20 protein-coding genes are annotated in these 21,065 nt (G+C 67.8%); 13 read left to right on the forward strand and 7 right to left on the reverse strand.

Translation table 11 applies throughout. The features are described 5' to 3' along the window. On the reverse strand, nucleotides 1–484 hold a 484-nt coding region (locus A5789_RS15900), incomplete at its 3' end, for a uracil-DNA glycosylase family protein (protein WP_304528570.1). 460 nt (nucleotides 485–944) lie between these two features. Here A5789_RS15900 and A5789_RS15905 point away from each other — a divergent pair. From A5789_RS15905 to A5789_RS15930, 6 genes are all read left to right on the forward strand, one after another. Further along, nucleotides 945–1,388 (forward strand): GyrI-like domain-containing protein, encoded by a 444-nt coding sequence (locus A5789_RS15905; protein WP_030515188.1) that lies wholly within the window; start codon nucleotides 945–947, stop codon nucleotides 1,386–1,388. After that, nucleotides 1,385–1,816 (forward strand): effector binding domain-containing protein, encoded by a 432-nt coding sequence (locus tag A5789_RS15910; protein WP_030515189.1) that lies wholly within the window; start codon nucleotides 1,385–1,387, stop codon nucleotides 1,814–1,816. Before A5789_RS15905 ends, A5789_RS15910 begins: the two co-directional genes overlap by 4 nt. Nucleotides 1,817–2,370: 554 nt before the next feature. After that, a complete protein-coding gene (locus A5789_RS15915) occupies nucleotides 2,371–4,185 on the forward strand; it encodes a bifunctional diguanylate cyclase/phosphodiesterase (RefSeq protein WP_064901817.1) in 1,815 nt (604 codons plus the stop codon). Nucleotides 4,186–4,194: 9 nt separating this feature from the next. After that, nucleotides 4,195–5,250 carry a GAF domain-containing protein gene (locus A5789_RS15920; RefSeq protein ID WP_064901810.1) on the forward strand — a complete coding sequence of 352 codons (1,056 nt, stop codon included), beginning with the start codon at nucleotides 4,195–4,197 and terminating at the stop codon, nucleotides 5,248–5,250. Between the two features lie 98 nt (nucleotides 5,251–5,348). Then, nucleotides 5,349–6,476, forward strand: a complete 1,128-nt coding sequence (locus tag A5789_RS15925) for a glycosyltransferase (protein WP_064901809.1) — start codon at nucleotides 5,349–5,351, stop codon at nucleotides 6,474–6,476. A gap of 84 nt (nucleotides 6,477–6,560) precedes the next feature. Beyond that, nucleotides 6,561–7,457, forward strand: coding sequence for an SDR family oxidoreductase (locus A5789_RS15930; RefSeq protein WP_064901808.1), 897 nt, complete (start codon nucleotides 6,561–6,563; stop codon nucleotides 7,455–7,457). A gap of 7 nt (nucleotides 7,458–7,464) precedes the next feature. Here A5789_RS15930 and soxR read toward each other — a convergent pair whose 3' ends face one another. Further along, nucleotides 7,465–8,019 carry a redox-sensitive transcriptional activator SoxR gene (soxR, locus tag A5789_RS15935; protein WP_064901807.1) on the reverse strand — a complete coding sequence of 185 codons (555 nt, stop codon included), beginning with the start codon at nucleotides 8,017–8,019 and terminating at the stop codon, nucleotides 7,465–7,467. Nucleotides 8,020–8,166: 147 nt separating this feature from the next. Here soxR and arcA point away from each other — a divergent pair, with 147 nt between their 5' ends. Together arcA and A5789_RS15945 are read left to right on the forward strand one after the other, a co-directional pair. Then, nucleotides 8,167–9,393 carry an arginine deiminase gene (gene arcA / locus A5789_RS15940; RefSeq protein ID WP_063009294.1) on the forward strand — a complete coding sequence of 409 codons (1,227 nt, stop codon included), beginning with the start codon at nucleotides 8,167–8,169 and terminating at the stop codon, nucleotides 9,391–9,393. Between the two features lie 6 nt (nucleotides 9,394–9,399). Further along, complete coding sequence (locus A5789_RS15945) at nucleotides 9,400–9,765, forward strand: GntR family transcriptional regulator (RefSeq protein WP_030515196.1); 366 nt, start codon at nucleotides 9,400–9,402, stop codon at nucleotides 9,763–9,765. A gap of 12 nt (nucleotides 9,766–9,777) precedes the next feature. Here the strand turns inward: A5789_RS15945 and A5789_RS15950 are convergent, their stop codons facing one another. Next, nucleotides 9,778–11,439, reverse strand: a complete 1,662-nt coding sequence (locus tag A5789_RS15950; RefSeq protein WP_064901816.1) for a dolichyl-phosphate-mannose--protein mannosyltransferase — start codon at nucleotides 11,437–11,439, stop codon at nucleotides 9,778–9,780. 169 nt (nucleotides 11,440–11,608) lie between these two features. Here A5789_RS15950 and rsmI point away from each other — a divergent pair, with 169 nt between their 5' ends. Then, a complete protein-coding gene (gene rsmI, locus A5789_RS15955) occupies nucleotides 11,609–12,454 on the forward strand; it encodes a 16S rRNA (cytidine(1402)-2'-O)-methyltransferase (protein ID WP_063009300.1) in 846 nt (281 codons plus the stop codon). Nucleotides 12,455–12,530: 76 nt separating this feature from the next. On the opposite strand, the gene A5789_RS15960 is transcribed toward rsmI, so the two are convergent. Together A5789_RS15960 and metG are read right to left on the reverse strand one after the other, a co-directional pair. Further along, nucleotides 12,531–13,178, reverse strand: coding sequence for a TetR/AcrR family transcriptional regulator (locus A5789_RS15960; protein ID WP_063009302.1), 648 nt, complete (start codon nucleotides 13,176–13,178; stop codon nucleotides 12,531–12,533). 16 nt (nucleotides 13,179–13,194) lie between these two features. Beyond that, nucleotides 13,195–14,757, reverse strand: coding sequence for a methionine--tRNA ligase (gene metG, locus A5789_RS15965; protein WP_030515200.1), 1,563 nt, complete (start codon nucleotides 14,755–14,757; stop codon nucleotides 13,195–13,197). Nucleotides 14,758–14,870: 113 nt separating this feature from the next. On the opposite strand from metG, the gene A5789_RS15970 reads away from it, so the two are divergent. Continuing rightward, nucleotides 14,871–15,707, forward strand: a complete 837-nt coding sequence (locus A5789_RS15970) for a TatD family hydrolase (RefSeq protein ID WP_064901806.1) — start codon at nucleotides 14,871–14,873, stop codon at nucleotides 15,705–15,707. Between the two features lie 196 nt (nucleotides 15,708–15,903). Then, on the forward strand, nucleotides 15,904–17,031 hold the full coding sequence (locus A5789_RS15975) for a resuscitation-promoting factor (RefSeq protein ID WP_064901815.1): 1,128 nt from the start codon (nucleotides 15,904–15,906) through the stop codon (nucleotides 17,029–17,031). Here A5789_RS15975 and A5789_RS15980 read toward each other — a convergent pair whose 3' ends face one another. Next, the gene (locus A5789_RS15980; RefSeq protein WP_197516620.1) at nucleotides 17,032–17,793 is read right to left on the reverse strand and encodes an SDR family NAD(P)-dependent oxidoreductase; all 762 of its coding nucleotides are present in this window, start codon (nucleotides 17,791–17,793) and stop codon (nucleotides 17,032–17,034) included. It abuts the gene before it with no gap. 219 nt (nucleotides 17,794–18,012) lie between these two features. Here A5789_RS15980 and A5789_RS15985 point away from each other — a divergent pair, with 219 nt between their 5' ends. Both A5789_RS15985 and rsmA read left to right on the forward strand, forming a co-directional pair. Then, nucleotides 18,013–19,170, forward strand: coding sequence for an alpha/beta fold hydrolase (locus tag A5789_RS15985; RefSeq protein ID WP_155525541.1), 1,158 nt, complete (start codon nucleotides 18,013–18,015; stop codon nucleotides 19,168–19,170). A 22-nt stretch (nucleotides 19,171–19,192) separates the two neighbouring features. Next, nucleotides 19,193–20,074, forward strand: coding sequence for a 16S rRNA (adenine(1518)-N(6)/adenine(1519)-N(6))-dimethyltransferase RsmA (gene rsmA / locus A5789_RS15990; RefSeq protein ID WP_064901803.1), 882 nt, complete (start codon nucleotides 19,193–19,195; stop codon nucleotides 20,072–20,074). Nucleotides 20,075–20,340: 266 nt separating this feature from the next. On the opposite strand, the gene A5789_RS15995 is transcribed toward rsmA, so the two are convergent. Beyond that, the gene (locus A5789_RS15995) at nucleotides 20,341–21,027 is read right to left on the reverse strand and encodes a VOC family protein (RefSeq protein ID WP_064901802.1); all 687 of its coding nucleotides are present in this window, start codon (nucleotides 21,025–21,027) and stop codon (nucleotides 20,341–20,343) included. Nucleotides 21,028–21,065 lie beyond the last annotated feature (38 nt).

Consider the following 21,065-nt stretch of genomic DNA (forward strand, 5'->3'; position numbering starts at 1 on the left):
GCTCGGGACCGTGCTGATCACCATTGCCATTCATTGGCTCCCCGGCGACACCGCCGCGGTCACGCTGTCGTCGATATTCGAGTTCGTTGATCAGCCAGTGCCGGCAGCGATCGCGTTCGTCGATGGTGGGTTTGTTGTCCGGGGGCGCGCAGTGCACGGGGGCGGTGACGCGGGTGCCGAGCAGCCGGAGGCCGTCGTCGCGGCGGGTGGCGGCGGGCTGGGTGGCGGCGCCGATGGCGTAGAGGGAGGCGAAGAGCACGTCGCCGCTGCGGTCGCCGGTGAACATGCGGCCGGTGCGGTTTCCGCCGTGGGCGGCGGGGGCGAGGCCGACCAGCAGCATGGCGGCGTCGGCGGGGCCGAAACCGGTGACCGGGCGGCCCCAGTAGGTTTCGTCGCGGAAGGCGGCCCGCTTCTCGCGGGCGACCTGCTCGCGCCAGGCGACCAGCCGCGGGCAGGCGCGGCATTCGGTCAGTGCCGTATCCATGGCCTCGAGGTCGGGATAGTCGGCGGATGCCGCCGCGCCGGCGTTCGGTGGTTCGCTGCGGCTGGTGCGACGCACCATCGGTCCTCCGTTCGGTCGATGCCCCTGCGAGTCTGCCCGTTCGGTGGCGGTCGTGTCACACCTACCCCTTCCGATAGCTGACCGTTTGCGATCTACGCCACGCCGTCCGGTATCTGCCGATTCGTGGCATGTGGGCGATTCGTTCGATCCGGCGCGAGGTGTTCGCGGTGGCGACGAGAATCCCCGATTCCCGGGACGGAGGCCGCTGTCGGTCGAAAAGCCGACAGGTCGCTGGTACCGGACCGGTCGGATGATCAGCTGTCCCGGCAGCAGACGTGCAGGTCCGTAGCTTTCGATGTTGATAGCATGGCGTTTCCAGCCGGACGGTCCGCCGCAGCACCGGTTGCGCGGCCCAACGCGATCACATCGAGAGAGTTCTTGCATGCAGTTCGAAATCGTCGAGCGGGACGAGACGTGGGTCGCCGGGCTACCGGTGCGCAGTCCGAAACGTGCCCTCGGAGAACTGCGCGATCGTGATCTCGAGGCCGCCTGGGCCGCCGTCCTGCATCAGGAACTGGGCGGCCCGTTGGCCTGCTCCTATACCGATTACGCCCACGATCTGGGCACGTTCAACACCCAGATCGTCGGCTACGAATGCCTCTCGTTCGACCGGGTGACGCGCGGGCATATCGTGTCCCGTCTGCCCGCCGGCGCCTATGCGCGTTTCTCCGCTGTCGGCAATTTCCCGCAGATCATGACCGACCTGTGGACCCAGATCGCCTACGCCGAGGAACACAATCAGATCAAACGCACCTTCACCGGGGATTTCGAATGCTATCCGCACGCGTACAAGATCGATCTGTACCTGGCGGTAGACCCCCGATGACGTATTCGATCGTGGTCCGCGACGCGGCCATCTACGGCGGTCTGGTGGTGCCGCGGGTCCGGCCGAGTTTCAAGGTCAGCAACAGCGAACTGATCGAATTCCTGCGGGACCGGCTGCGCGATCGTGAGATCGGCGGTCCGCTCTACACCGTGTACGTGCCCGACCCGGCCGGAAATTACAACGTGCTGGTCAGCTACGAATATCAGGCACCGAAACAGGTGCCGGTCGGCGATGTGATGATTCGCGTCCCGAAGGGCGTATATGCCCGATTCGAACCCAACGGTGATTATCACGATCCGGTCGAGGACGTCTGGGCTCAGGTCGACGACGCCACCGCGTCGGCCGAGATCACCCGCGCTTATCGCGAGGAGATCGAGGTGTGGCGTGGTCCCGACCGGCTGGAGTTGTTCATCTCAATTCTGGTGTGATTTTCGGTTGCCAACGGGTAACCAAATGGGAACCGGGCGGTCTTTTTGTTCTGTGCGGTGTATGACACCGACTGGATGACCTCGATCGATACCGTGCGCCGCGCTCAGGTTTCGGAAGATTTGCCGGACATCTGGTCAATTCCGGAGGGATGACGGATACTTCCCTAGGTGGCCATACCCGACACCGGCGGTACCGCATGCCGAGCGGAGGTGGCCGAAAGATCGCGCCGCGCCGCGCAGCAACAGAGTAGGAACCGTATGACTGGGCTGGATGTCGCACCGGAGGCGCTGCGACGATATGGCTGCTGACCACCCTGTGCGACCCCGCCGGACGGGCCCCGTCGCGGTCCTCGGCGAATTCTCCGCCGCACCTCTCCGCGAACTCACCGCGATTTCATCGCAATACGTCGATACACTAGCGTCGGTTCAGGGCGAATTCATCGACGCTCGGGGCGTGGACGTCCTTCCCTTGACATGCCGTGGATAGCGCGATCGGAGACAAGGTGCCTCGGCGAACACTCGACTCGTTGGTGACCCAGGTCGCCGCGGAGTTGATGGGTGTCGACGCCACGACGATGGTGGCGGCGACCGAACGAGTGCTGGCCAAACTGGTCGACTACTTCGACGTCGATTTCAGTTTCGTCCGCCATACCGACCGGGAACGCCGGGCGACGGTCCTGGTCGCCGAATGGCCGCAACGCCAGGACGTGCCCGACCCCGACCCGCTGCGGGTGGTGTATTTCGAGCAGGCCGATTCGGTGTTCCGAGCCGTCGAACACGCCACCGAACCGATGATCGCCCGCCCCACCCCCGAATTCTCCGACTATCAGGAGACGATTCGCCGTTCCGGACTGAGCGATGTGACGACCGCGACCGTTCCGCTGATGTCGCGCGGTGAGCCGACCGGATTGCTCGGATTCATGAAACGGGGCGATCGGCAGTGGAGCACCCGGGAGATCAACGTCCTGAAGGCGATCGCGGCGCTGCTGGCGCAATTGCAGGCCCGGGTGGTGGCCGAGGAACGGCTGCGCTACATCGCCCTGCACGACGACCTGACCGGACTGGCCAACCGGCGCGCCCTGCTCGAACATATGGAGGAGCGGCTGCGGCCGGGCAGTTCGGGACCGGTCGCCGCATTCTTCCTCGACCTCGATCGGCTCAAGGCGCTCAACGATTTTCTGGGGCATACCGCCGGTGACAATTTCATCCGCACGCTGTCGGCGCGGCTGAAGGAACACCTCGATCCGAACGACATGATCGCGCGGCTGGGTGGCGACGAATTCGTCATCGTGCCGGCCAAACCCGTGGATCCGGTCGCGGCCGAACTCGAGGCGACCCGGATTCAGCAGTTGATCACCCGCCGGGTGTCGGTCGGCGGCGAAACGGTGAGTCGCGGCGCGAGTGTGGGTGTGGCGCTGGGCATGCCGGGTGAGACCACCGTCGCGGATCTGTTGCGCCGCGCCGACCACGCGTTGCTGTCGGCGAAATCCGGCGGGGGCAACGGGGTCGCGGTGTTCACCGATGCCATGCGCGCGCAGTTCGAACTGCAGGACGACGTCGAGTTGAATCTGCGCGGCGCCGTCTCCGACGGTTCGCTGCTGCTGCACTATCAGCCCGAGGTGGACCTGCGGACCGGGCGCATCGTGGCGCTCGAGGCGCTGGTGCGCTGGCAGCATCCCACCCGCGGGCTGCTGCCGCCCGGTGCGTTCGTCGGGGTGGCCGAGGCGACGAATCTGGCCGGTGAACTCGGTCGCTGGGTATTGCGCACGGCCCTGGCGCAATTCGCGAAATGGCGGCGCGCCGGGCTGGCCTCGAACGTGGTGATCCGGATCAACGTCTCACCGGTGCAGTTGGTGAGCCTGGACTTCGTGGAATGCGTCGAGGATGTGCTGCGCCGGCACGGAATCGACGGCAGTTCGGTATGTCTGGAGATCACCGAGCACGTCGTGGTCTCGGATCTGACCCGCACCCAGGTGACCTTGCGCGGACTCAAGCGCATGGGCGTGCAGATCGCGATCGACGATTTCGGCACCGGCTACAGTTCGCTGTCGCATCTCAAGGCGCTGCCGGTGGACGCGGTGAAGATCGACCGCGGTTTCGTGCAGCGGCTCGGCGCCAGCACCGACGATCTGGCGATCGTGAAATCCATTGTGGGACTTGCCGGTTCGTTCGGCCTCGGGGTGGTCGGCGAAGGCGTGGAGACGGCGGTCGCCGCGCGCACCCTGGTCGGCCTGGGCTGCTACCGGGCGCAGGGCTTCCTCATCGCGCGGCCGATGCCCGCCGACGAGGCCGAACCGCATCTGGCGGAGGGGCGGATCCCACTCGACCTCGAACTCCCGCGGGTTCCCCCTGGGGCGCATCGGATCTGATTCCTCGGTATGGCAGGCGCCGAATCCGTGGGTTCGCCATGGCTGCTGGTGGAAACGCTCGCGCCCGCGAATGGTCCGACCATCGTCGCCGACGGGTCGCGCGTCCGGGAATGGACGAATCTGTCGCGCGCCGGGCGCTCGCTCGGGGCGGGTGCCTCCGCGCTGGCCGCCGCTGCCGTCGATACCGCGGCAGCGGCCGTTCCGTCCGCGACGTCCGGGGCGGTCACGGCCGACGACTGGATCGTGTTGTCCGAGGGCGGCTGGACCGCGATCGCGGTGCCGGTCTTCTGTTCGTTCGGGGCGGTGCACGGGGTGCAGCTGTGGGTCGGCGCCGAGGGACGGCGACCGCCGCCGCGGCGCGCGGTCGCGGCATGGGACTGGGATTCCGATACCGAACTCGCCCACCACGGCCCCGGCCTGGAGGAACTCGCCTTCGCCCGCGCCCCCGACCAGGTGCGGGTCGTGCGCACGCCGCCGGAGGTGTTCGGGCGGATGGTGCGCTTCGACGAGCGGATGGCCTACACCGCGGTGGTGGCGGGCACCGACCCGGCCGGGCGCTGGCAGGGGGAGCTGGCGATTCGCGGTGACGACGAGATGGTGCGCAACTTTCAGCTGGTGATCCGGGTGCATCGCGAGGATCCGCATCTGGCCGCCTCGACCCGCACCGCGCACGTCACCCGGGCGCTGCTGCACGAGATCACCGACGTCAGCCCGCCGCGCCCGGATACCGATCTGGCGATCACCCGGGCGGTGTCGCGGTCGGCCGACGCCGGTGTCGGCTTCGTCGAACTGGCGATGGGGCTGGTGTACGAGTGGATCAGTCCGCCGCCACCGCCGCTGGAACGGTGGAGCACCGAACGGCCGGTCGTGCATCCGGATGATCAGCGGGACTACCGGGCGGCGTTCGCGGCCGTATTTGCCGATGAAATCGACTCCCCGGCAAGGAAACTCGTGTTTCGGCTGCGGTTCGAGGACACCGAATGGATTCCGGTGCGCGCCGAGCTGTCGCGCTTGGGGTCCGAGCGCGCCCACGGCATGATCCGGGTCCGGCCCGCCGCCGGGTGACGCGTCGTGACAGGGCGGTGCGGGCGGTTGGTGCATCCTTCGGCGAGCATTCATCCGGTGTTCGTCCCGCCGGTTCGCGGGGCGGGAACGATCGGCGCGTGCGCATCGCTCAGCTGGCGAACTTCTACGGGCCGCGTTCGGGCGGGCTTCGCACCGCACTGCATCATCTCGGCGCCGGATATGTGGCGGCCGGGCACGAGGTGGTGCTGATCGTTCCGGGCGCGCGGCGGGACGAGGAGGTCCTGCCCAACGGTGTGGTGCGGATGACCGTGCCGGCATTGGGGATTCCGTGGACGGGCGGATATCGCGCAGCCGATCCCCGTCGAGTCGCGGATCTGCTGGCCGGGCTGGCGCCGGATGCGCTCGAGGTGTCGGACCGGCTGACGCTGCGGGGGTTCGGGCGGTGGGCCCGCCGCCGGGATGTCGCGTCGGTGATGATCTCGCACGAGCGCCTCGACCGGTTGCTCGGCCAGGTGCTGCCCACCTCGGTCGCACGGCGGGCCGCCGACGTCGCCAATCGTCGCACCGCGGCCGACTACGACATGGTGGTCTGCACCACCGCGTTCGCCCGCGCGGAATTCGACCGGATCGACGCTCCGAATGTCGCCCTCGTCCCGTTGGGTGTGGATCTGGAGTTGTTCGCGCCGCATCGCCACGATCGGGCCCTGCGCGCGCGGCTCGGGGGCTCGCATCTGGTGGTGCACTGCGGGCGGCTGTCGGTGGAGAAGCGGGTCGATCGCAGTATCGAGGCCGTGGATCAGCTGCGCCGGGGCGGGGTGAACGTGCGGCTGGTGGTAGCCGGAGACGGGCCGCGCCGCGACGCGCTGGTCCGGCAGGCGCGCGGTGTGGCCGCGCTGCCCGACGGGCGTCCGGGCGTACATTTCGCCGGATTCATCGACGACCGAACGCATTTGGCGACCCTGCTGGCCAGTGCGGATATCTCGCTCGCACCCGGGCCGCACGAAACCTTCGGGCTGGCGGCGCTCGAGGCGCTGGCCGCCGGCACCCCGGTGGTGGCCAGTCGTTCCTCGGCGCTGGCCGACATCGTGACCGCCGAATGCGGGGCCGTGGCCGCCGATCACCCGTCGGCCTTCGCCGAGGCCGTCACCGATGTGCTGGCCCGTCCGGCGGCGCAGCGACGGCGCGCCGCGCGCTCACGGGCCGAACAGTTTCCGTGGCCGGCCGCGGTCGCCGGGATGTTGTCGGTATTGCGCGGATTGTCGTAGCCGTGACGTGCCCGTGCGGCCCGGTACGGATGCGGTGTGTCGGGGAACACGTATGCTCCAGGGCAACGGAGATAGTCAGTCCGGATGCCGGCCCAGCACCGACATCACACCGCAGAGCATTCGAGGAACGGCGTGCGTGATCGCTTGAAGTCCGTGAGCGGCAAGAAGACTCTGGTCACCGGCGCGGCCAGCGGAATCGGTCGGGCGACCGCGATCGCCGCCGCCGCGCAGGGGGCCGAACTCGTCCTCACCGATATCGATGCCGCCGGACTCGCGGACACCGTCGAGGAGATCGGGCGCACCGGCGGCAAGGTGCTGGAATCGCGGGCTCTCGACATCAGCGAGTACGAGGCGGTCGCCGCCTTCGCCCAGGATGTGCACGCTCGGCACGGCAGCCTGGACGTGGTGATGAACGTGGCCGGCATCTCGGCCTGGGGCACCGTCGAGAATCTCGAGCACCGGCACTGGCGTTCGCTGGTCGACGTGAACCTGATGGGCCCGATCCACGTCATCGAGAGTTTCGTGCCGGAGATGGTGCGCGCCGGTCGTGGCGGGGCGCTGGTCAACGTGTCCTCGGCCGCGGGGCTGCTGGCATTTCCCTGGCATGCGGCCTACAGCGCCAGCAAGTACGGGTTGCGCGGCGTATCGGAGGTGCTGCGTTTCGATCTGGCCCGGCACGGGATCACGGTGCATCTGGTGGTGCCCGGCGCGGTGAACACCCACCTGGTGCAGACCGTCGAGATCGCCGGTGTGGACCGCGACGATCCGCGAATCCAGCGGTACGTGAAGCGTTTCCAGTCGCACGCGGCCTCACCCGACCAGGCCGCGCGAGCCATCTTCCGCGGCATCGAGAAGAATCGCTTCCTCGTCTACACCTCGTTCGACGTGCGCTTCGGCTACTGGTGGGCGCGAAAGTTCGCCTGGCCCTACGAGTTCACGATGCGTCGCGCCAACGACCAGTTCAACCGCTTCCTGCGCTGAGCGGGACTCATCCGCACATCTTTTCGGCGCACCCCGTCACGTCGGCGTCCTCGGCCACACGGCTCGCCGAGGCCGGGTTCTCGCATCCCTCGCCTTTCGTGCAGTCGATGCTCACATCCAGGGTGCGCGCGCCCGGGCCCTCGTCGCCGAGCCGGTCGTGATAGTTGACGATGCGGCAGCTGCCCAGTGACAGGCAGCCGCAGCCGATGCAGTCGGTGAGGCTGTTCCGCAGCCGGGTGAGCTGTTCGATGCGCTGATCGAGGTCGGTGCGCCACGTTACCGACAATCGTTCCCAATCCTTGCGATTGGGGGTGCGCCCCTCCGGTAGGGTGTCGAGAGCCTTGCGAATTTCGCTGAGCGGAATTCCGACGCGCTGCGAGATCCGGATGAATGCCACCCTGCGCAGCGTTTCCCGTGAGTACCTGCGCTGGTTTCCGCTGGTGCGGCGGCTGGCGATCAGGCCCTCGCGTTCGTAGAAATGCAGTGCCGACACCGCGACGCCGCTGCGTTCCGACAGTTGGCCGGGGGTGAGCTCCTTGGCTTGCCACGTCGTATGCTGCATACCTCAACGATACTTCAGGTTTTTGGCGGCCGGGCGAGAACCGGGAACTTCGCCGCCGCGCAGCGGCCGATATCGGCGGGCGCCGGATCCGGCCCGGTCGGCGAACAATTCCGTGCCAACCCGGCGGCGGCCCATTACGGTCGGGATATGGGACCAGAGGCTGTGCCCCCGGCGCGACCGTTTTCCGTGACGACCGAGGTCGGGACGCTGCGCGCGGTACTGCTGCATCGCCCGGGCGATGAGCTGCGCCGACTCACGCCGCGCAACAACGATCAACTGTTGTTCGACGCCATCCCCTGGGTGGAGCGGGCTCAGCAGGAGCATGAGATCTTCGCCGACGTGCTGCGCGGCCGCGGCGTCGAGGTGCTGTTGCTCGCCGATCTGCTCACCGAGACGCTCGCGGTCAGCGGCGCCGGACGCAGTATGGGCATCACCGCCGCCGTCGACGCCCGCCGCATCGGTTACGCCCTGGCCGAGGATCTGAAGACCTATCTGCGCGCGGTGCCCGCACCGGATCTGGCGCGAACTCTCATGGCCGGCATGACCTTCGACGAATTGCCGTTCGAACCGGATGCCGCCTCACTGGTGCGGCGCATGCACCAGGGCACCGATTTCGTCATCGATCCGCTGCCGAATCTGCTGTTCACCCGCGATTCGTCGTTCTGGGTGGGGCCCAAGGTGGCCATCACCTCACTGGCGCTGCCGGCCCGTGCCCGCGAAACCTCGCTCACCGATCTGGTGTACGCGTTCCATCCGCGCTTCCTCGGCGTGCGCCGCGCCTACGAATCGCACACCGCGCCGATGGAAGGCGGTGACGTCCTGCTGCTTTCGCCCGGTGTGGTCGCGATCGGGGTAGGGGAGCGCACCTCCCCGGCGGGGGCGGAAGCCTTGGCGCGCAGTCTCTTCGACGACGCCCTCGCGCATACCGTGCTGGTGGTGCCGATCGCGCAGAACCGGGCCACCATGCACCTGGACACGGTGTGCACCATGGTCGACCGCGATGCGGTGGTCATGTACCCCGGTGTGCAGAATTCGTTGCGCGCGTTCACCATTCGGGCCGACGGCGATTCGGTGCGGATGAGCGGGCCGGACCCGTTCCTGCCCGCCGCGGCCGAGGCGATGGGCATCGACAAACTCCGGGTCATCGACACCGGGCTGGACGGGGTGACCGCCGAACGGGAACAGTGGGACGACGGCAACAACACCCTCGCACTGGCGCCCGGGGTCGTGGTGGCCTATGAACGCAACGAGAATACGAATACACGGCTGGCCGACGCGGGCATCGAGGTGCTGACCATTCCGGGATCCGAACTGGGTTCCGGTCGGGGCGGGCCCCGCTGCCTGTCCTGCCCGCTGTCGCGTGACGAGGTGTGAAAGCCGATGCTGGATATCCCGGTCGACCATCAATCGACGGTGCCGCCGTACGAACAACTGCGGCTGGGCATCGTGGCCCGGGTGCAATCCGGCGAACTCACCGCCGGTACCAAGATTCCGACCGTGCGCGCGCTCGCCGTCCAGCTCGGCTTGGCGCCGAACACCGTCGCACGCGCCTACCGCGAACTCGAACAGGACGGTGTGCTCGAGACCCGGGGCCGGCTCGGGTCGTTCATCGCCTCCTCCGGGGATCCGACTCGCGACGCGGCCGGGCGCGCGGCCACCGAATACGTTGCCGCGGTACGCCGATTGGGTCTCGACGACGAGGCGGCGCTGCGCTACGTGCGGGCCGCGCTGGGCGAGACCCCGTAGCCGGATCGGACCTCAGCGCCAGCTGGGCAGCCAGAGGTGGTCGTGCCAGTTGCTCGGCGTGATCGGCAGGGCGGTGAGGATGGGCCACAGCCAGATGAAGTTGGCGATCACCAGACCCAGATACAGGCATACCAGGAGTAGTCCGAGGCTCCGGCGCTCGCCGGCCAGCGCGAACCATCGTCCCGACCGGGCCCGCACGAGCGGTGCCGGGCCCAAGATGTCACCGAGCGTCAGGGCCAGACCCATCACCAGGAACGGCGCCATCGGAACCGCGTAGAAGTAGTACATCTGCCGGTCCAGGTCCGCGAACCACGGCAGCAGCCCGGCGCCGTAGCCGACCAGCATCGCCGCGTACCGCCAGTCGCGCCGGGTCGCGGTGCGCCACAACGCCCAGGCGAGCATCGGCAGCGACAACCACCACATCGCCGGTGTGCCGATCAGCATCACGGCCTTCACGCAGACCGACTGCCCGCATCCGGTCACGCCGTTGTCCGCGTAGTAGTACAGCATCGGGCGCAGACCCATCGGCCACGACCACGGCTTGGATTCCCAGGGATGATGGTTACCGGCCGAATTGGTCAGGCTTTCATGAAATTTCAGCGATTCGGCCTGGTTGTGCCACAGCGAGCGCAACGCGTCCGGCACCCACGACCAGGTGCCGCCGGCGCCGACGGCATTGCCCACCGAATAGCGGTCGTAGCCGTCCTCGCTGGCGAACCAGCCCCAATAGGACGTCAGATAGACCAGCAGCGGAATCAGCACCAGCGCATACAGGGCGGGTCCGATATCACGGACCGCCGTACCGACCCAGGGGCGCGGCACCCCGTAGGCCTTGCGCGCGGCCACATCGAAGCACACCGTCATCAGCCCGAAGAACAGGATGAAATACAGGCCCGACCATTTGGTTCCGCACGACAATCCCAGCAGCAGACCGGCTCCGAACCGCCACCATCGCACCCCCAGTCGCGGGCCGAAGGCGCTGAATGCGATGGCGGCGCTCCCGGTGCCCGCCGTGGTTACGCGCGCTGCCGCCTCCGGGCCCGTCGCTCGCGCCGCGGGCGCTATTCGGCCCTCGGCGTCGGCCCGGGCGAGGCGCGCCCGCATCTCGTCGCGGTCGACGATCAGGCAGCCGAAGGCGCCGACGACGAAGACCGCCTGGAAGATGTCGAGCATGCCGATGCGCGAGGACACGAACGTCACGCCGTCGGCGATCAACAACACGCCCGCGATCGCGCCGATCAGCGTGGACCGGGCCATCCGCCGGGTGATGCGGATGACCAGCAGGACCAGCAGCGACCCGAAGACCGCCGCGGTGAAGCGCCAGCCCCAGCTGGTGTAGCCGAATATCGCTTCGCCCAGCGCGATCATCTGCTTACCGACCGGCGGATGGACCACCAGCCCGTAGGCCGGGTTGTCCTCGACCCCGCCCCCGGTGAGCATCTGCCAGGCCTGCGGTGCGTAATGCTTCTCGTCGAAGACCGGGGTGCCGGCGTCGGTCGGGTAGTTCAGCATGGTGAACCGGGTGACCGCCGCGACCGCCGTCAGGAATATGGTGACCAGCCAGCCCCGGGCCCGGTCGGTCGGTCCGAAATCGGGTGCGGGGCGCAGCGGCGCCGGACTGGACAAGGCCGGGCCCGCGCCGATCGCCGGTCGCGTATCGGTCAGCTGGGTCACGCTCCGATCGTATGCGGTGTGCGGCGGTGGGCTGCGCGGCGGTGAGCCGACCCGCACGGCGCACCTGCGGCCTCGGGCGCGATTGCGCACCCGGGTAGCGTTTGCCCGGACCGGGCGCGGGTGCGTGGTGGCCGGTCCGGATGGTGGGGCGGCGGTGGAAAGGACGGCGATGGGCGAGCACGACGGGCGGTTGGTGCTGGCGGCGACGCCGATGGGCGATATCGGTGACGCGTCGCAGCGGTTGCGCGACGCCCTGGCGAGCGCGGACGTCGTGGCCGCCGAGGACACGCGCCGGACCCGGGCCCTGGCCAAGGCGCTCGAGGTGGAGATCACCGGACGTGTGGTGAGTTTCTACGATCACGTCGAGGCGGCGCGAATCCCGTTGTTGCTGGACGAGATCGAGTCCGGTAAGACGGTCCTGCTGGTCACCGATGCGGGGATGCCCTCGGTCAGCGACCCCGGCTACCGGATGGTCGCGGCATGTATCGAACGGGATCTGCCGGTGACGTGCCTGCCCGGCCCCTCGGCCGTCACCACCGCGCTGGCCCTGTCCGGATTGCCGATGGAACGGTTCTGCTTCGACGGCTTCGCCCCGCGAAAGTCGGGGCAGCGCAAGCAGTGGCTCGCGACCCTGGTCACCGAGCCGCGCGCGGTGGTGTTCTTCGAGGCACCGCACCGGCTCGCCGACTGTCTGGCCGATGCGGCGGAGGTCCTCGGCCCCGAACGCCGGGCCGCGGTGTGCCGGGAGCTGACCAAGACCTACGAGGAGGTCGTGCGCGGCGGACTCGGTGAGCTGGCGGCATGGGCCGTCGAGGGTGCGCGCGGAGAGATCACGGTGGTGGTCGAAGGGGCGCAACCGGTCTCGGCCGATCCCGTCGATCTGGTGGACGAGGTGGAGGAACTGGTCGCCGACGGAATTCGCCTCAAGGACGCGTGCGCACAGGTCGCCGCGCGTGCGGGCGGGGTGTCGCGCCGCGAACTCTACGATGCGGTCCTGGCCGCCCGCGCGGAATAGTCCCGGGGCGCCCGCCTGCCGCGGTTCGGTGGCACCGTCGCCGCCGTGCCCGGCGCGAGCGCAGGAGCCTCGCTCGCTACGCGTGCACCGGTGCCGGCGCCAAACCCAGTGCGGCGTTGGCGAATTCGATGAAGGTGGGCGCTAATTCGGGTACGCGCTGTGCGCCGTCGCGGACCAGGACACGGCGGGTGCGCTCGCCGATGGCGTCGGGCACCAGCGCGATCAGCTCGTCCGACAGTTCCGGTATCCCGGGGTCCGCGGCGCGGGCCTTGTCGTGATATTTCCGGTACATGGTCGTGAACCGGTCCAGCGCCATGTCCCGGAAGTCGGTGCTCGCTTCGCCGACCAACAGAGATTCCACCAGGATCAGCCGCGCGAAATCCGGTTCGGACGCGATCACCGCGCAGAACGTGGTGATCACGGTGGCGATGCGGCAGCGCGGATCGGCATCCCGGGGCAGTTGTGCCAGTTCGTCGACGATCCGGGCGCGGATCATCTCCATACCCGTGTGGACAGCCTCGACGAAGCAATGTTCTTTGTTGCCGAAGTGTTCGTAGAAGGTGCTTCGCGATACGTGGGCACGGGCGACGATATCGGTGAGTGTCGTCGCGGAAAAGCCACGGGCGCCGACACATTCGACCATCGCGCCGATGAGTCGGCCCCGAGGGGTGCCGAGCGCCTGTGCGCGAACGCTGCGGTGGCGCTCGGCGAATTCCGCATCCATAACCGGCTCCGGTCGCCTACTTGGGTTCGATGTACTTCGGGAACACCGGCTCCGGCGCGGGTAGGGCCAGTCCGGCCTCGATCGGTGTGGCGATGTCGGCGAAGGTGCGCGCGGTCTGGCCGAGTTGGTCCAGAATCCGCCCGGCCGAACCCGGAATCACCGGCTGCACCAGGATCGACACGATCCGCAGCACCTCGAGGGTTACGTACAGCACGGTCGCCTCGCGGGCCACGTCCTCGGGCGTGCCCGATTTGGCCAGCGCCCACGGCTGCTGTGCGGAGAAGTACTTGTTCGTCTCGCCGAGGGTCAGCCAGATCGCCTCGAGCGCCAGATGTAGTTGCTGGCCGTCGAATTCGGTGCGGCAGCGCTCCAGCAAGCCGTTCGCGCGATCGAGCAGCTCCCGGTCGGCCTCGGTGAATTCGCCGGGAGTCGGGACGGTCGAATCGAAGTCGCGCGCCACCATCTTCAGGCTGCGCTGCACCAGATTGCCGTATTCGTTGGCCAGGTCGGTGTTGATCCGCCCGACGATGGCGTCGTGGCTGTAGGAACCGTCCTGGCCGTAGGAGATTTCGCGCAGCAGGAAGAACCGCACGGCGTCGAGGCCGTACTGGTCGACCAGCGCCAGCGGGTCCACCACATTGCCGACCGATTTCGACATCTTCTCGCCCTTGTTGAACAAGAAGCCGTGCACGAAAACGCGTTTCGGCAATTCGATACCCGCCGACATCAGGAAGGCCGGCCAATAGACGGTGTGGAACCGGGTGATGTCCTTGCCGATGATGTGCACATTCGCCGGCCAGAACCGTTGGAAGGCGGCCGAATCGGTATTCGGGAATCCGACACCGGTCAGATAGTTGGTGAGCGCGTCCACCCACACGTACATCACGTGCGCCGGATCACCGGGCACCGGCACACCCCAGTCGAAGGTGGTGCGCGAAATCGACAGATCCTTCAGGCCGGCCTTCACGTAGCTGACGATTTCGTTGCGCCGGGTGGCGGGCAGAATGAAATCCGGTGTGTTCTCGTACAGTTCGAGCAGCCGGTCCTGATATTTCGACAACCGGAAGAAGTAGTTCGACTCTTCGGTCCATTCCACCGGGGTCCGGGTTTCGGTCGCCAGTCGCGTCCCGTCCTCGGTGACGGTGGTCTCCTCCTCGGTGTAGAAGGCCTCGTCGCGCACCGAGTACCAGCCCGAATAGGTGTCGAGGTAGATATCGCCGTTGGCCTGCATACGCTCCCAGATCGCGATGCTGGCGGCGAGATGATCCTCGTCGGTGGTGCGGATGAATCGGTCGTAGGAAATGTCGAGCGCCTTGTCCATGCGTTCGAACACATCCGAATTGCGCGCGGCGTATTCCTCCACGGAGACGCCGGCGGCGCGCGCGGCCTGCTGCACCTTCTGGCCGTGCTCGTCGGTGCCGGTCATGAAGAACACGTCGTAGCCGTCGAGCCGCTTGAACCGGGCCAGCGTATCGGTGGAGATGTACTCGTAGGCATGGCCGATATGCGGCGCGCCGTTGGGGTAGGCGATCGCCGTGGTGATGTAGAAGGCCGGTGACGTGCGTTCGGGTGCGCTCATGGTGTGTCCACTCTAATCCGCCGCCGATAATCCCTCGCGTCGATATCCCGTCGTCCACTCCTCGCTCCCGCCGGGTTCACCTGCCGTCGGTGCGGTGTGTCTAATCTGGTCCGATGCCCGGTAAACGACCCGCACCCGAGCCGCCCGAACCGCTGTCGCCGTTGATCGACGCGCACACCCATCTCGATGCCTGCGGCGCCGAGGACGCGGAATCGGTTGCCGCCATGGTGGATCGGGCCGCCACGGTCGGTGTCGGCCGGGTGGTGACCATCGCCGACGACCTGGATGCCGCCCGCTTCGCCGTCGACGCCGCGCACTGGGATCCGCGTGTGTACGCCGCGGTCGCGTTGCATCCGACCCGGGCGAACGCGCTGGACGATGCGGCGCGCGCCGAACTGGAGAAGCTGGCCGCCGACCCCCGCGTGGTCGCCGTCGGCGAGACCGGGCTCGACTACTACTGGCCCGGCAAACTCGACGGCTGTGCCGATATCGAGGATCAGGTGGAGGGCTTCCGCTGGCATATCGACCTCGCGAAACGGCTGGGGAAGCCGTTGATGATCCACAACCGCGAGGCAGATCACGACGTGCTGGCGGTCCTGCTGGACGAGGGTGCGCCGGACACGGTGATCTTCCACTGCTTCTCCTCCGACGCCAATATGGCGCTGGCCTGTGTGGCCGAGGGGTATCTGCTCAGCTTCTCCGGGACGGTGAGCTTCAGGAACGCGCACGAATTGCGCGAGGCCGCGAAGCTGGTGCCGGACGAGCAGATCCTGGTGGAGACCGATGCGCCGTTCCTGACGCCGCACCCGTTCCGGGGCGCGCCGAACGAGCCGTACTGCCTGCCCTACATCGTGCGCGCCCTGGCCGAACTGCGCGAACAGGATCCCGCGGCACTGGCCGAGATCACGACCGCCAATGCCGAGCGGGTCTACCGGTTGCAGCGGGGCTGAGGCCGCACGCGTGCGGTGCGTCACATAACTCGCGACCGGAATGCGAGGTGTGCTCCAGTTCACTTACGATTGCGCGGTCGTGATATTTCCGGATCGTCGATATCGAATCGTGATGTGGAAATCCCCTGTTCCACGGCATGTAGTTGCCAGGGACTGACCCCCTCGTTATCGTATTGTGACCATGCCGGAGTTTCGGATATCCGCTCTCCAGCGGATCAACACGTCGCGCTCGCCGCTGCTCTACGCGGCGATCGCCGCGATGCTGATCACCCTGATCATCGGGGCGAGTCTGGCGATCGTCAGCCGCAAGACCGTCATCCTGGTCGTCGACGGTCAGCGCACGACCGTCACCACCATGGCCGCGAGTGTGAAGGGTGTGCTCAAGGCCGGCGGCTACAAGCTGGCCGGTAAGGACTCGGTGTCGCCGTCCGGGGATGCCGACGTCGTCAACGGTGCGACCATCACGCTCAATCGCGCCCGGCAGCTCTCGCTGACCTTCGACGGCAAGACCAAACAGGTGTGGACCACCGCGTACACCGTCGCCGACGCACTGACTCAACTGCAGCTGCCCGGCGACGTTTTCGTCTCGCCCTCGCGGCCCACCCCGCTGCCGCTGCAGGGCGCCGTGCTGGCTGTCACCAGCCCGCGCACGGTGCAGCTGTCCGACAACGGTGAACCGATGAGCTACGTGCGGCTGGCGGCGCCGACGGTCGGGGAGCTGCTGCAGGTACAGGGCGTGCCGCTGACCGGCGAGGACACCGTGGAGCCGGTGGCCGTCACCCCGCTGCACGACGGTATGAAGATCACCGTCACCCGCAAGCACACCGAGAAGGTCACCGAACGCGAACCTCTCGACCCGACCGAGAACGTCATCGAGGACACCGACCTCAACATGAGCCGGACCGTCGTCGAGAATCCCGGCAAGGCCGGGGTGCAGGACGTCACCTACGCCGTCTCGATCGTCAACGGCAAGGAAACCTCGCGTGAGGCCGTCGGGCATACCGTCGTCGTCCCCGCCCAGCCCAAGACCGTCCGCAAGGGCGCCAAGCCAGGTACAGAAGTTCCGCCCGTGCGCGACGGCGCGGTCTGGGACGCGCTGGCCAAGTGTGAATCCGGTGGCAACTGGGCGATCAATACCGGCAACGGGTATTTCGGCGGTATCCAGTTCGACCAGAGCACCTGGTCCCGGCAGGGCGGACTGAAGTACGCCGAGCGGCCGGATCTCGCCACCCGGGAAGAGCAGATCGCCATCGCCGAGGTGACGCGGGCCCGGCAGGGCTGGGGTGCCTGGCCCGCGTGCACGAGTCGCTTGGGGATCAGCTAGTCACATCAGGGCGCCGCCGTCGACGCGGATCTCCGAGCCGGTGATGTAGCGGCCGTCCTCGGAGGCGACCATGGCGACCACGCCGGCGACGTCGGCGGGTTCGCCCAGGGCGCCGCCGTTGAGCCAGCCGGTCAGGCGGGAGAAGAGGTTCCAGTCGGCGTCTTCGGGGGTTTTCAGATTGTTGGTGATTCCGCTGGTGATTCCGCCCGGGACGATGTTCACCGCGCGTAGGCCCTTCTGTGAATACTCCAGCGCGACCGCATGGGTCATCGCGTTCACCCCGCCCTTGGAGGCGGCATAGGCGGCCATATACGGATTCGCGCCGAGTGCCGCGGTGGAGGAGAAGTTCACGATCACCGGATGTTCGGACTGCAGCAGCGTCGGGATGGCCGCCTGCATCATCAGGAAGGTGCCGGTGAGGTTGATGCCGATCACCTGATTCCAGCTCTCGAACGCCATCTCGTGGGTGTGCGCGGTACGCATGATTCCGGCCGCGTTGACCAGCACGTCCAATCCGCCGAGATGGTCGACGGCCGCGGCGACGGCCGGGCGCACCGATTCCGGATCGGCCACGTCGACGGTGACCGTATGGAGCCGCTCGCGATCCGCGCCCACCTCCGCCACGGTCTCCTTCAGTCCGGGCTCGGAGATGTCGGCGCCCACCACATGCGCTCCCTCGGCGAGCATGCGCACCACGATGCCCCGCCCGATGCCCGAGCCCGCCCCGGTCACCACCACCCGTCGTCCCTCGTGCCTGCGTATCATTGCGGCCGTCCTCTCGTGCTGCTTCGGGTGCGGTGAGACCTGATGTGCCACCGCCTGTTCCGCGAGTACACCGAAACTAGAACGTGTATCAATTGACGTCAACGCTCCGCGACGCCCCGGCCTGGGGATTTCCGGACCGTGCGGTGTGTGCACCGTAAAATCAGCAGATCCCAGATGATGTGAGGTGCCATGCGGTTGTCGAAATGTTCGGCTCGAATGCGGTGGCCGCTCGTGGTCGCGGCCCTGTTCACCGCGTTGGCGCTCGGCTCGGTCGTCGCGGTGCCCGACGCCATTGCCGAGCCGGCCGGAACGACGGTGTCGGTCACCGCGCAGCCGGACGGCTGGCACGGTATGACCGGGGCGGCGCTACTCGACTATCGGACGACGACCTCGCGCGGTGAGCCCGTCCCCGCCAGCGGTGCGGTGTTCCTTCCGCCGGGCGAACCGCCCGCGGGTGGCTGGCCGGTGGTGGCCTACGACCACGGCACGAGCGGGCTCGGCATGGGATGCAGCGGCATCTCGAATCCGGGTACCGCGCCCTACCCGTCCGGCCGCGCCAAGGAAGACCGCATCCTGCAGTACTTCCAGTCCAAGGGATTCGCGGTGGTCGCGCCGGACTATCTCGGGCTGGGTGCGTTCGACACCGGTCCGCATCCGTATCTGGAACGGCAGTCCGAGGCGACCGCGACCATCGACCTGCTGCGGGCAGCGCGTGCGACCTATCCGCAGCTGTCGCGCACCTGGATCGCTGTCGGTGCGTCGCAGGGTGGTCAGGCCGCTCTGGGTACGGGTCATCTCCAGCAGAGCTATGCGCCCGACCTGGACTTCCGCGGGACCATCGCGGTCGACCCCGAATCGGATCTGGAGCACGTTCTGCCCATCGCCGGGCCGTGGGTGCCGAATATTCCGGAGATCGGCGACGGCAGCACCGCCTTCATCGCGGGAGTGCTCGTCGGAATGCGGGAAACCCGGCCCGATATCGACGTCGACAGCTATCTGAGCCCGCGTGGGCGCCAACTGCTCGACAGCATCGGCAGCCTGTGCCTGGACGGGATGATCGCGCAGGTCAACGGCGCATCGCTGGGCGATCTGCTGTCGCGGCCGCTGGGCGACCCGCGGTTCACGGCCGCGCTCACCGACTATCTGGCCGTGCCCACGAGCGGCTACGACGCTCCGATCCTGTTGCTGCTCAACGCCACCGACCGCACCGTGCCCTCGCCGCTGCACGCCGCGCTGGCCGCCCAGTTGGCCGCGAACGGCGTGGACTCGCAATCGGTGGTCGGCACCGGGCAGCACTGCGACCTGAATCCGCAGATGTGGGCGGCGATCGACGCGTTCGTCGCGCGGGTGCAGTCCACGCCGTACCGGCCCTAGCCGCACTGATACCTTGTCGGGCGTGTCCGAACCTGTGAGCGAAGCCCGTGGCCTGGCCGAACTGCTCGGTCCCGCCGAAGTGCGGGTGCTGGCGGAACGGTTCGGCGTGCGCCCGACCAAACAGCTCGGACAGAACTTCGTGCACGACGCCAACACTGTGCGGCGAATCGTCGCCACGGCCGGCGTCGGACGCGACGACGTGGTGCTCGAGGTCGGCCCCGGACTCGGCTCGCTGACCCTGGCACTGCTCGACGTCGTGGATCGGGTCGTCGCAGTGGAACTGGATCCGGTTCTCGCACAGCATCTTCCGGAAACCGTGTCCGACCGCGCCACCGGGCTCGCCGACCGGCTGACCGTGGTGCCCGGCGATGCGCTGCGCGTGTCGGCCACCGATATCCCCGGTGAGCCGACGGCGCTGGTCGCGAACCTGCCCTACAACGTAGCGGTACCCGTGCTCCTGCACCTGCTCGCCGAATTGCCCAGCATCCGAACGGCTTTGGTGATGGTTCAGGCCGAGGTGGCCGACCGGCTCTCCGCCGAACCCGGCTCCCGCATCTACGGCGTCCCGAGCGTGAAAGCCGGATTCTTCGGCGCCGTCCGCCGCGCGGGAGCCGTCGGCCGCCAGGTGTTCTGGCCGGTTCCGCAGGTGGAGTCGGGACTGGTCCGCATCGAGCGCTACACCGACCCACCGTGGTCGCTCGACACCGCCCACCGCGAGCGCGTGTTCGCCGTGGTCGACGCAGCTTTCGCGCAGCGCCGCAAGACATTACGCGCCGCCCTGGCGGGGTGGGCGGGATCACCCGCCGAGGCGGAACGGCGATTGGTCGCGGCGGGAATCGCGCCTACCGCGCGGGGGGAAACCCTCGACACAGCGGCCTTCGTACGCCTCGCCGAGCAGGGGTGACCAGAGCGGACATCGGCGCTGACGGACTCCGAACTTTTCGTGCAAACCTCGACGAAAATGTGCGAAAACCGCAAAAAGCGGCGAGGTTTGCGCGATTGGTGTGGCACCCGCGGTCAGACGAGCGCATCGTGGGCCGACCACCCCGGTACGGATAGGGAGCGGTCGTGACCGGCACCAGTCCGGACCAGCAAGTGCGGCGTGGGCCGCGCTGTAGCCGGTCGACACCTTTGCCGTGCTCATGCGGTATTTCGTGCGATAAGAAGGCGCTATTCGGAAATCGGTCCACCGGCTCGAACGACGGCTTCGTCGGTCAGAGCGATCTTTTCGCTGTGGCCGGCGGATTCGATGCGGACCGATACCGGTCCGGTGGCGGGGACGTCTTCCTCGGTGGGGAACCAGATGCGGCCCGACCGTGCCAGGATGAGCAGCCCGTCGTGGCTGCCGATCGGGGCGAATTCGGATAGTTGTGGCGGGAAGGGTGGGAGTTCGAAGGCCTCGGCGAGGTGGCGTACGGCCCGGCGCACGTCGGGCACGCCGATGCCGACCTCGCTGATCGACAACAGGTGCGGGGTTTCGCCCGGGCTGCCCGGGGTCGCTCGATCGGCCTGGCGCGCAATCAGTTCCAGCAGACTTCCGTCCGGCCCCCGGAAATACAGCGATCGAGAATCCCATCCTTCCGGGCCGTCGATGATGTCGGAACCGCCGACCGTGAGCAATTCGGTCCGCTGCCGCAACCAACGGCGGGCCAGGTCGAAGTCGTGTGGCGAGATGCCGAACGCGAGATGGTGCACGCCGTCGAAGGCGGCGCCCGCGGTCACCCTCAATCTGCTGGAGCCGATCTCGACGACAACACCGTCAGGCTGCGCGATCACCGGAAGCTCGAGCACGTCGCGGTAGAACTCCGCCGTGGCGTCGAGATGTGTTGTGGTGAGCTCGACTTCGAGGATCTTCATCGCGGCGCCCTTCGGTGGGAAACGGTCGCCTCCGACGC

Source organism: Nocardia sp. 852002-51101_SCH5132738 (genome assembly GCF_001665695.1).
GTDB lineage: Bacteria > Actinomycetota > Actinomycetes > Mycobacteriales > Mycobacteriaceae > Nocardia > Nocardia nova.

Excerpts from the sequence above, each read along its gene's own strand:
- A5789_RS15905 (WP_030515188.1), top strand. The coding sequence starts at position 945 with ATGCAGTTCGAAATCGTCGAGCGGGACGAGACGTGGGTCGCCGGGCTA.
- A5789_RS15910 (WP_030515189.1), top strand. The coding sequence starts at position 1,385 with ATGACGTATTCGATCGTGGTCCGCGACGCGGCCATCTACGGCGGTCTG.
- A5789_RS15915 (WP_064901817.1), top strand. The coding sequence starts at position 2,371 with ATGGGTGTCGACGCCACGACGATGGTGGCGGCGACCGAACGAGTGCTG.
- A5789_RS15920 (WP_064901810.1), top strand. The coding sequence starts at position 4,195 with ATGGCAGGCGCCGAATCCGTGGGTTCGCCATGGCTGCTGGTGGAAACG.
- A5789_RS15930 (WP_064901808.1), top strand. The coding sequence starts at position 6,561 with ATGCCGGCCCAGCACCGACATCACACCGCAGAGCATTCGAGGAACGGC.
- soxR (WP_064901807.1), bottom strand. The coding sequence starts at position 8,019 with ATGCAGCATACGACGTGGCAAGCCAAGGAGCTCACCCCCGGCCAACTG.
- arcA (WP_063009294.1), top strand. The coding sequence starts at position 8,167 with ATGGGACCAGAGGCTGTGCCCCCGGCGCGACCGTTTTCCGTGACGACC.
- A5789_RS15945 (WP_030515196.1), top strand. The coding sequence starts at position 9,400 with ATGCTGGATATCCCGGTCGACCATCAATCGACGGTGCCGCCGTACGAA.
- rsmI (WP_063009300.1), top strand. The coding sequence starts at position 11,609 with ATGGGCGAGCACGACGGGCGGTTGGTGCTGGCGGCGACGCCGATGGGC.
- A5789_RS15960 (WP_063009302.1), bottom strand. The coding sequence starts at position 13,178 with ATGGATGCGGAATTCGCCGAGCGCCACCGCAGCGTTCGCGCACAGGCG.
- metG (WP_030515200.1), bottom strand. The coding sequence starts at position 14,757 with ATGAGCGCACCCGAACGCACGTCACCGGCCTTCTACATCACCACGGCG.
- A5789_RS15970 (WP_064901806.1), top strand. The coding sequence starts at position 14,871 with ATGCCCGGTAAACGACCCGCACCCGAGCCGCCCGAACCGCTGTCGCCG.
- A5789_RS15985 (WP_155525541.1), top strand. The coding sequence starts at position 18,013 with ATGCGGTGGCCGCTCGTGGTCGCGGCCCTGTTCACCGCGTTGGCGCTC.
- A5789_RS15995 (WP_064901802.1), bottom strand. The coding sequence starts at position 21,027 with ATGAAGATCCTCGAAGTCGAGCTCACCACAACACATCTCGACGCCACG.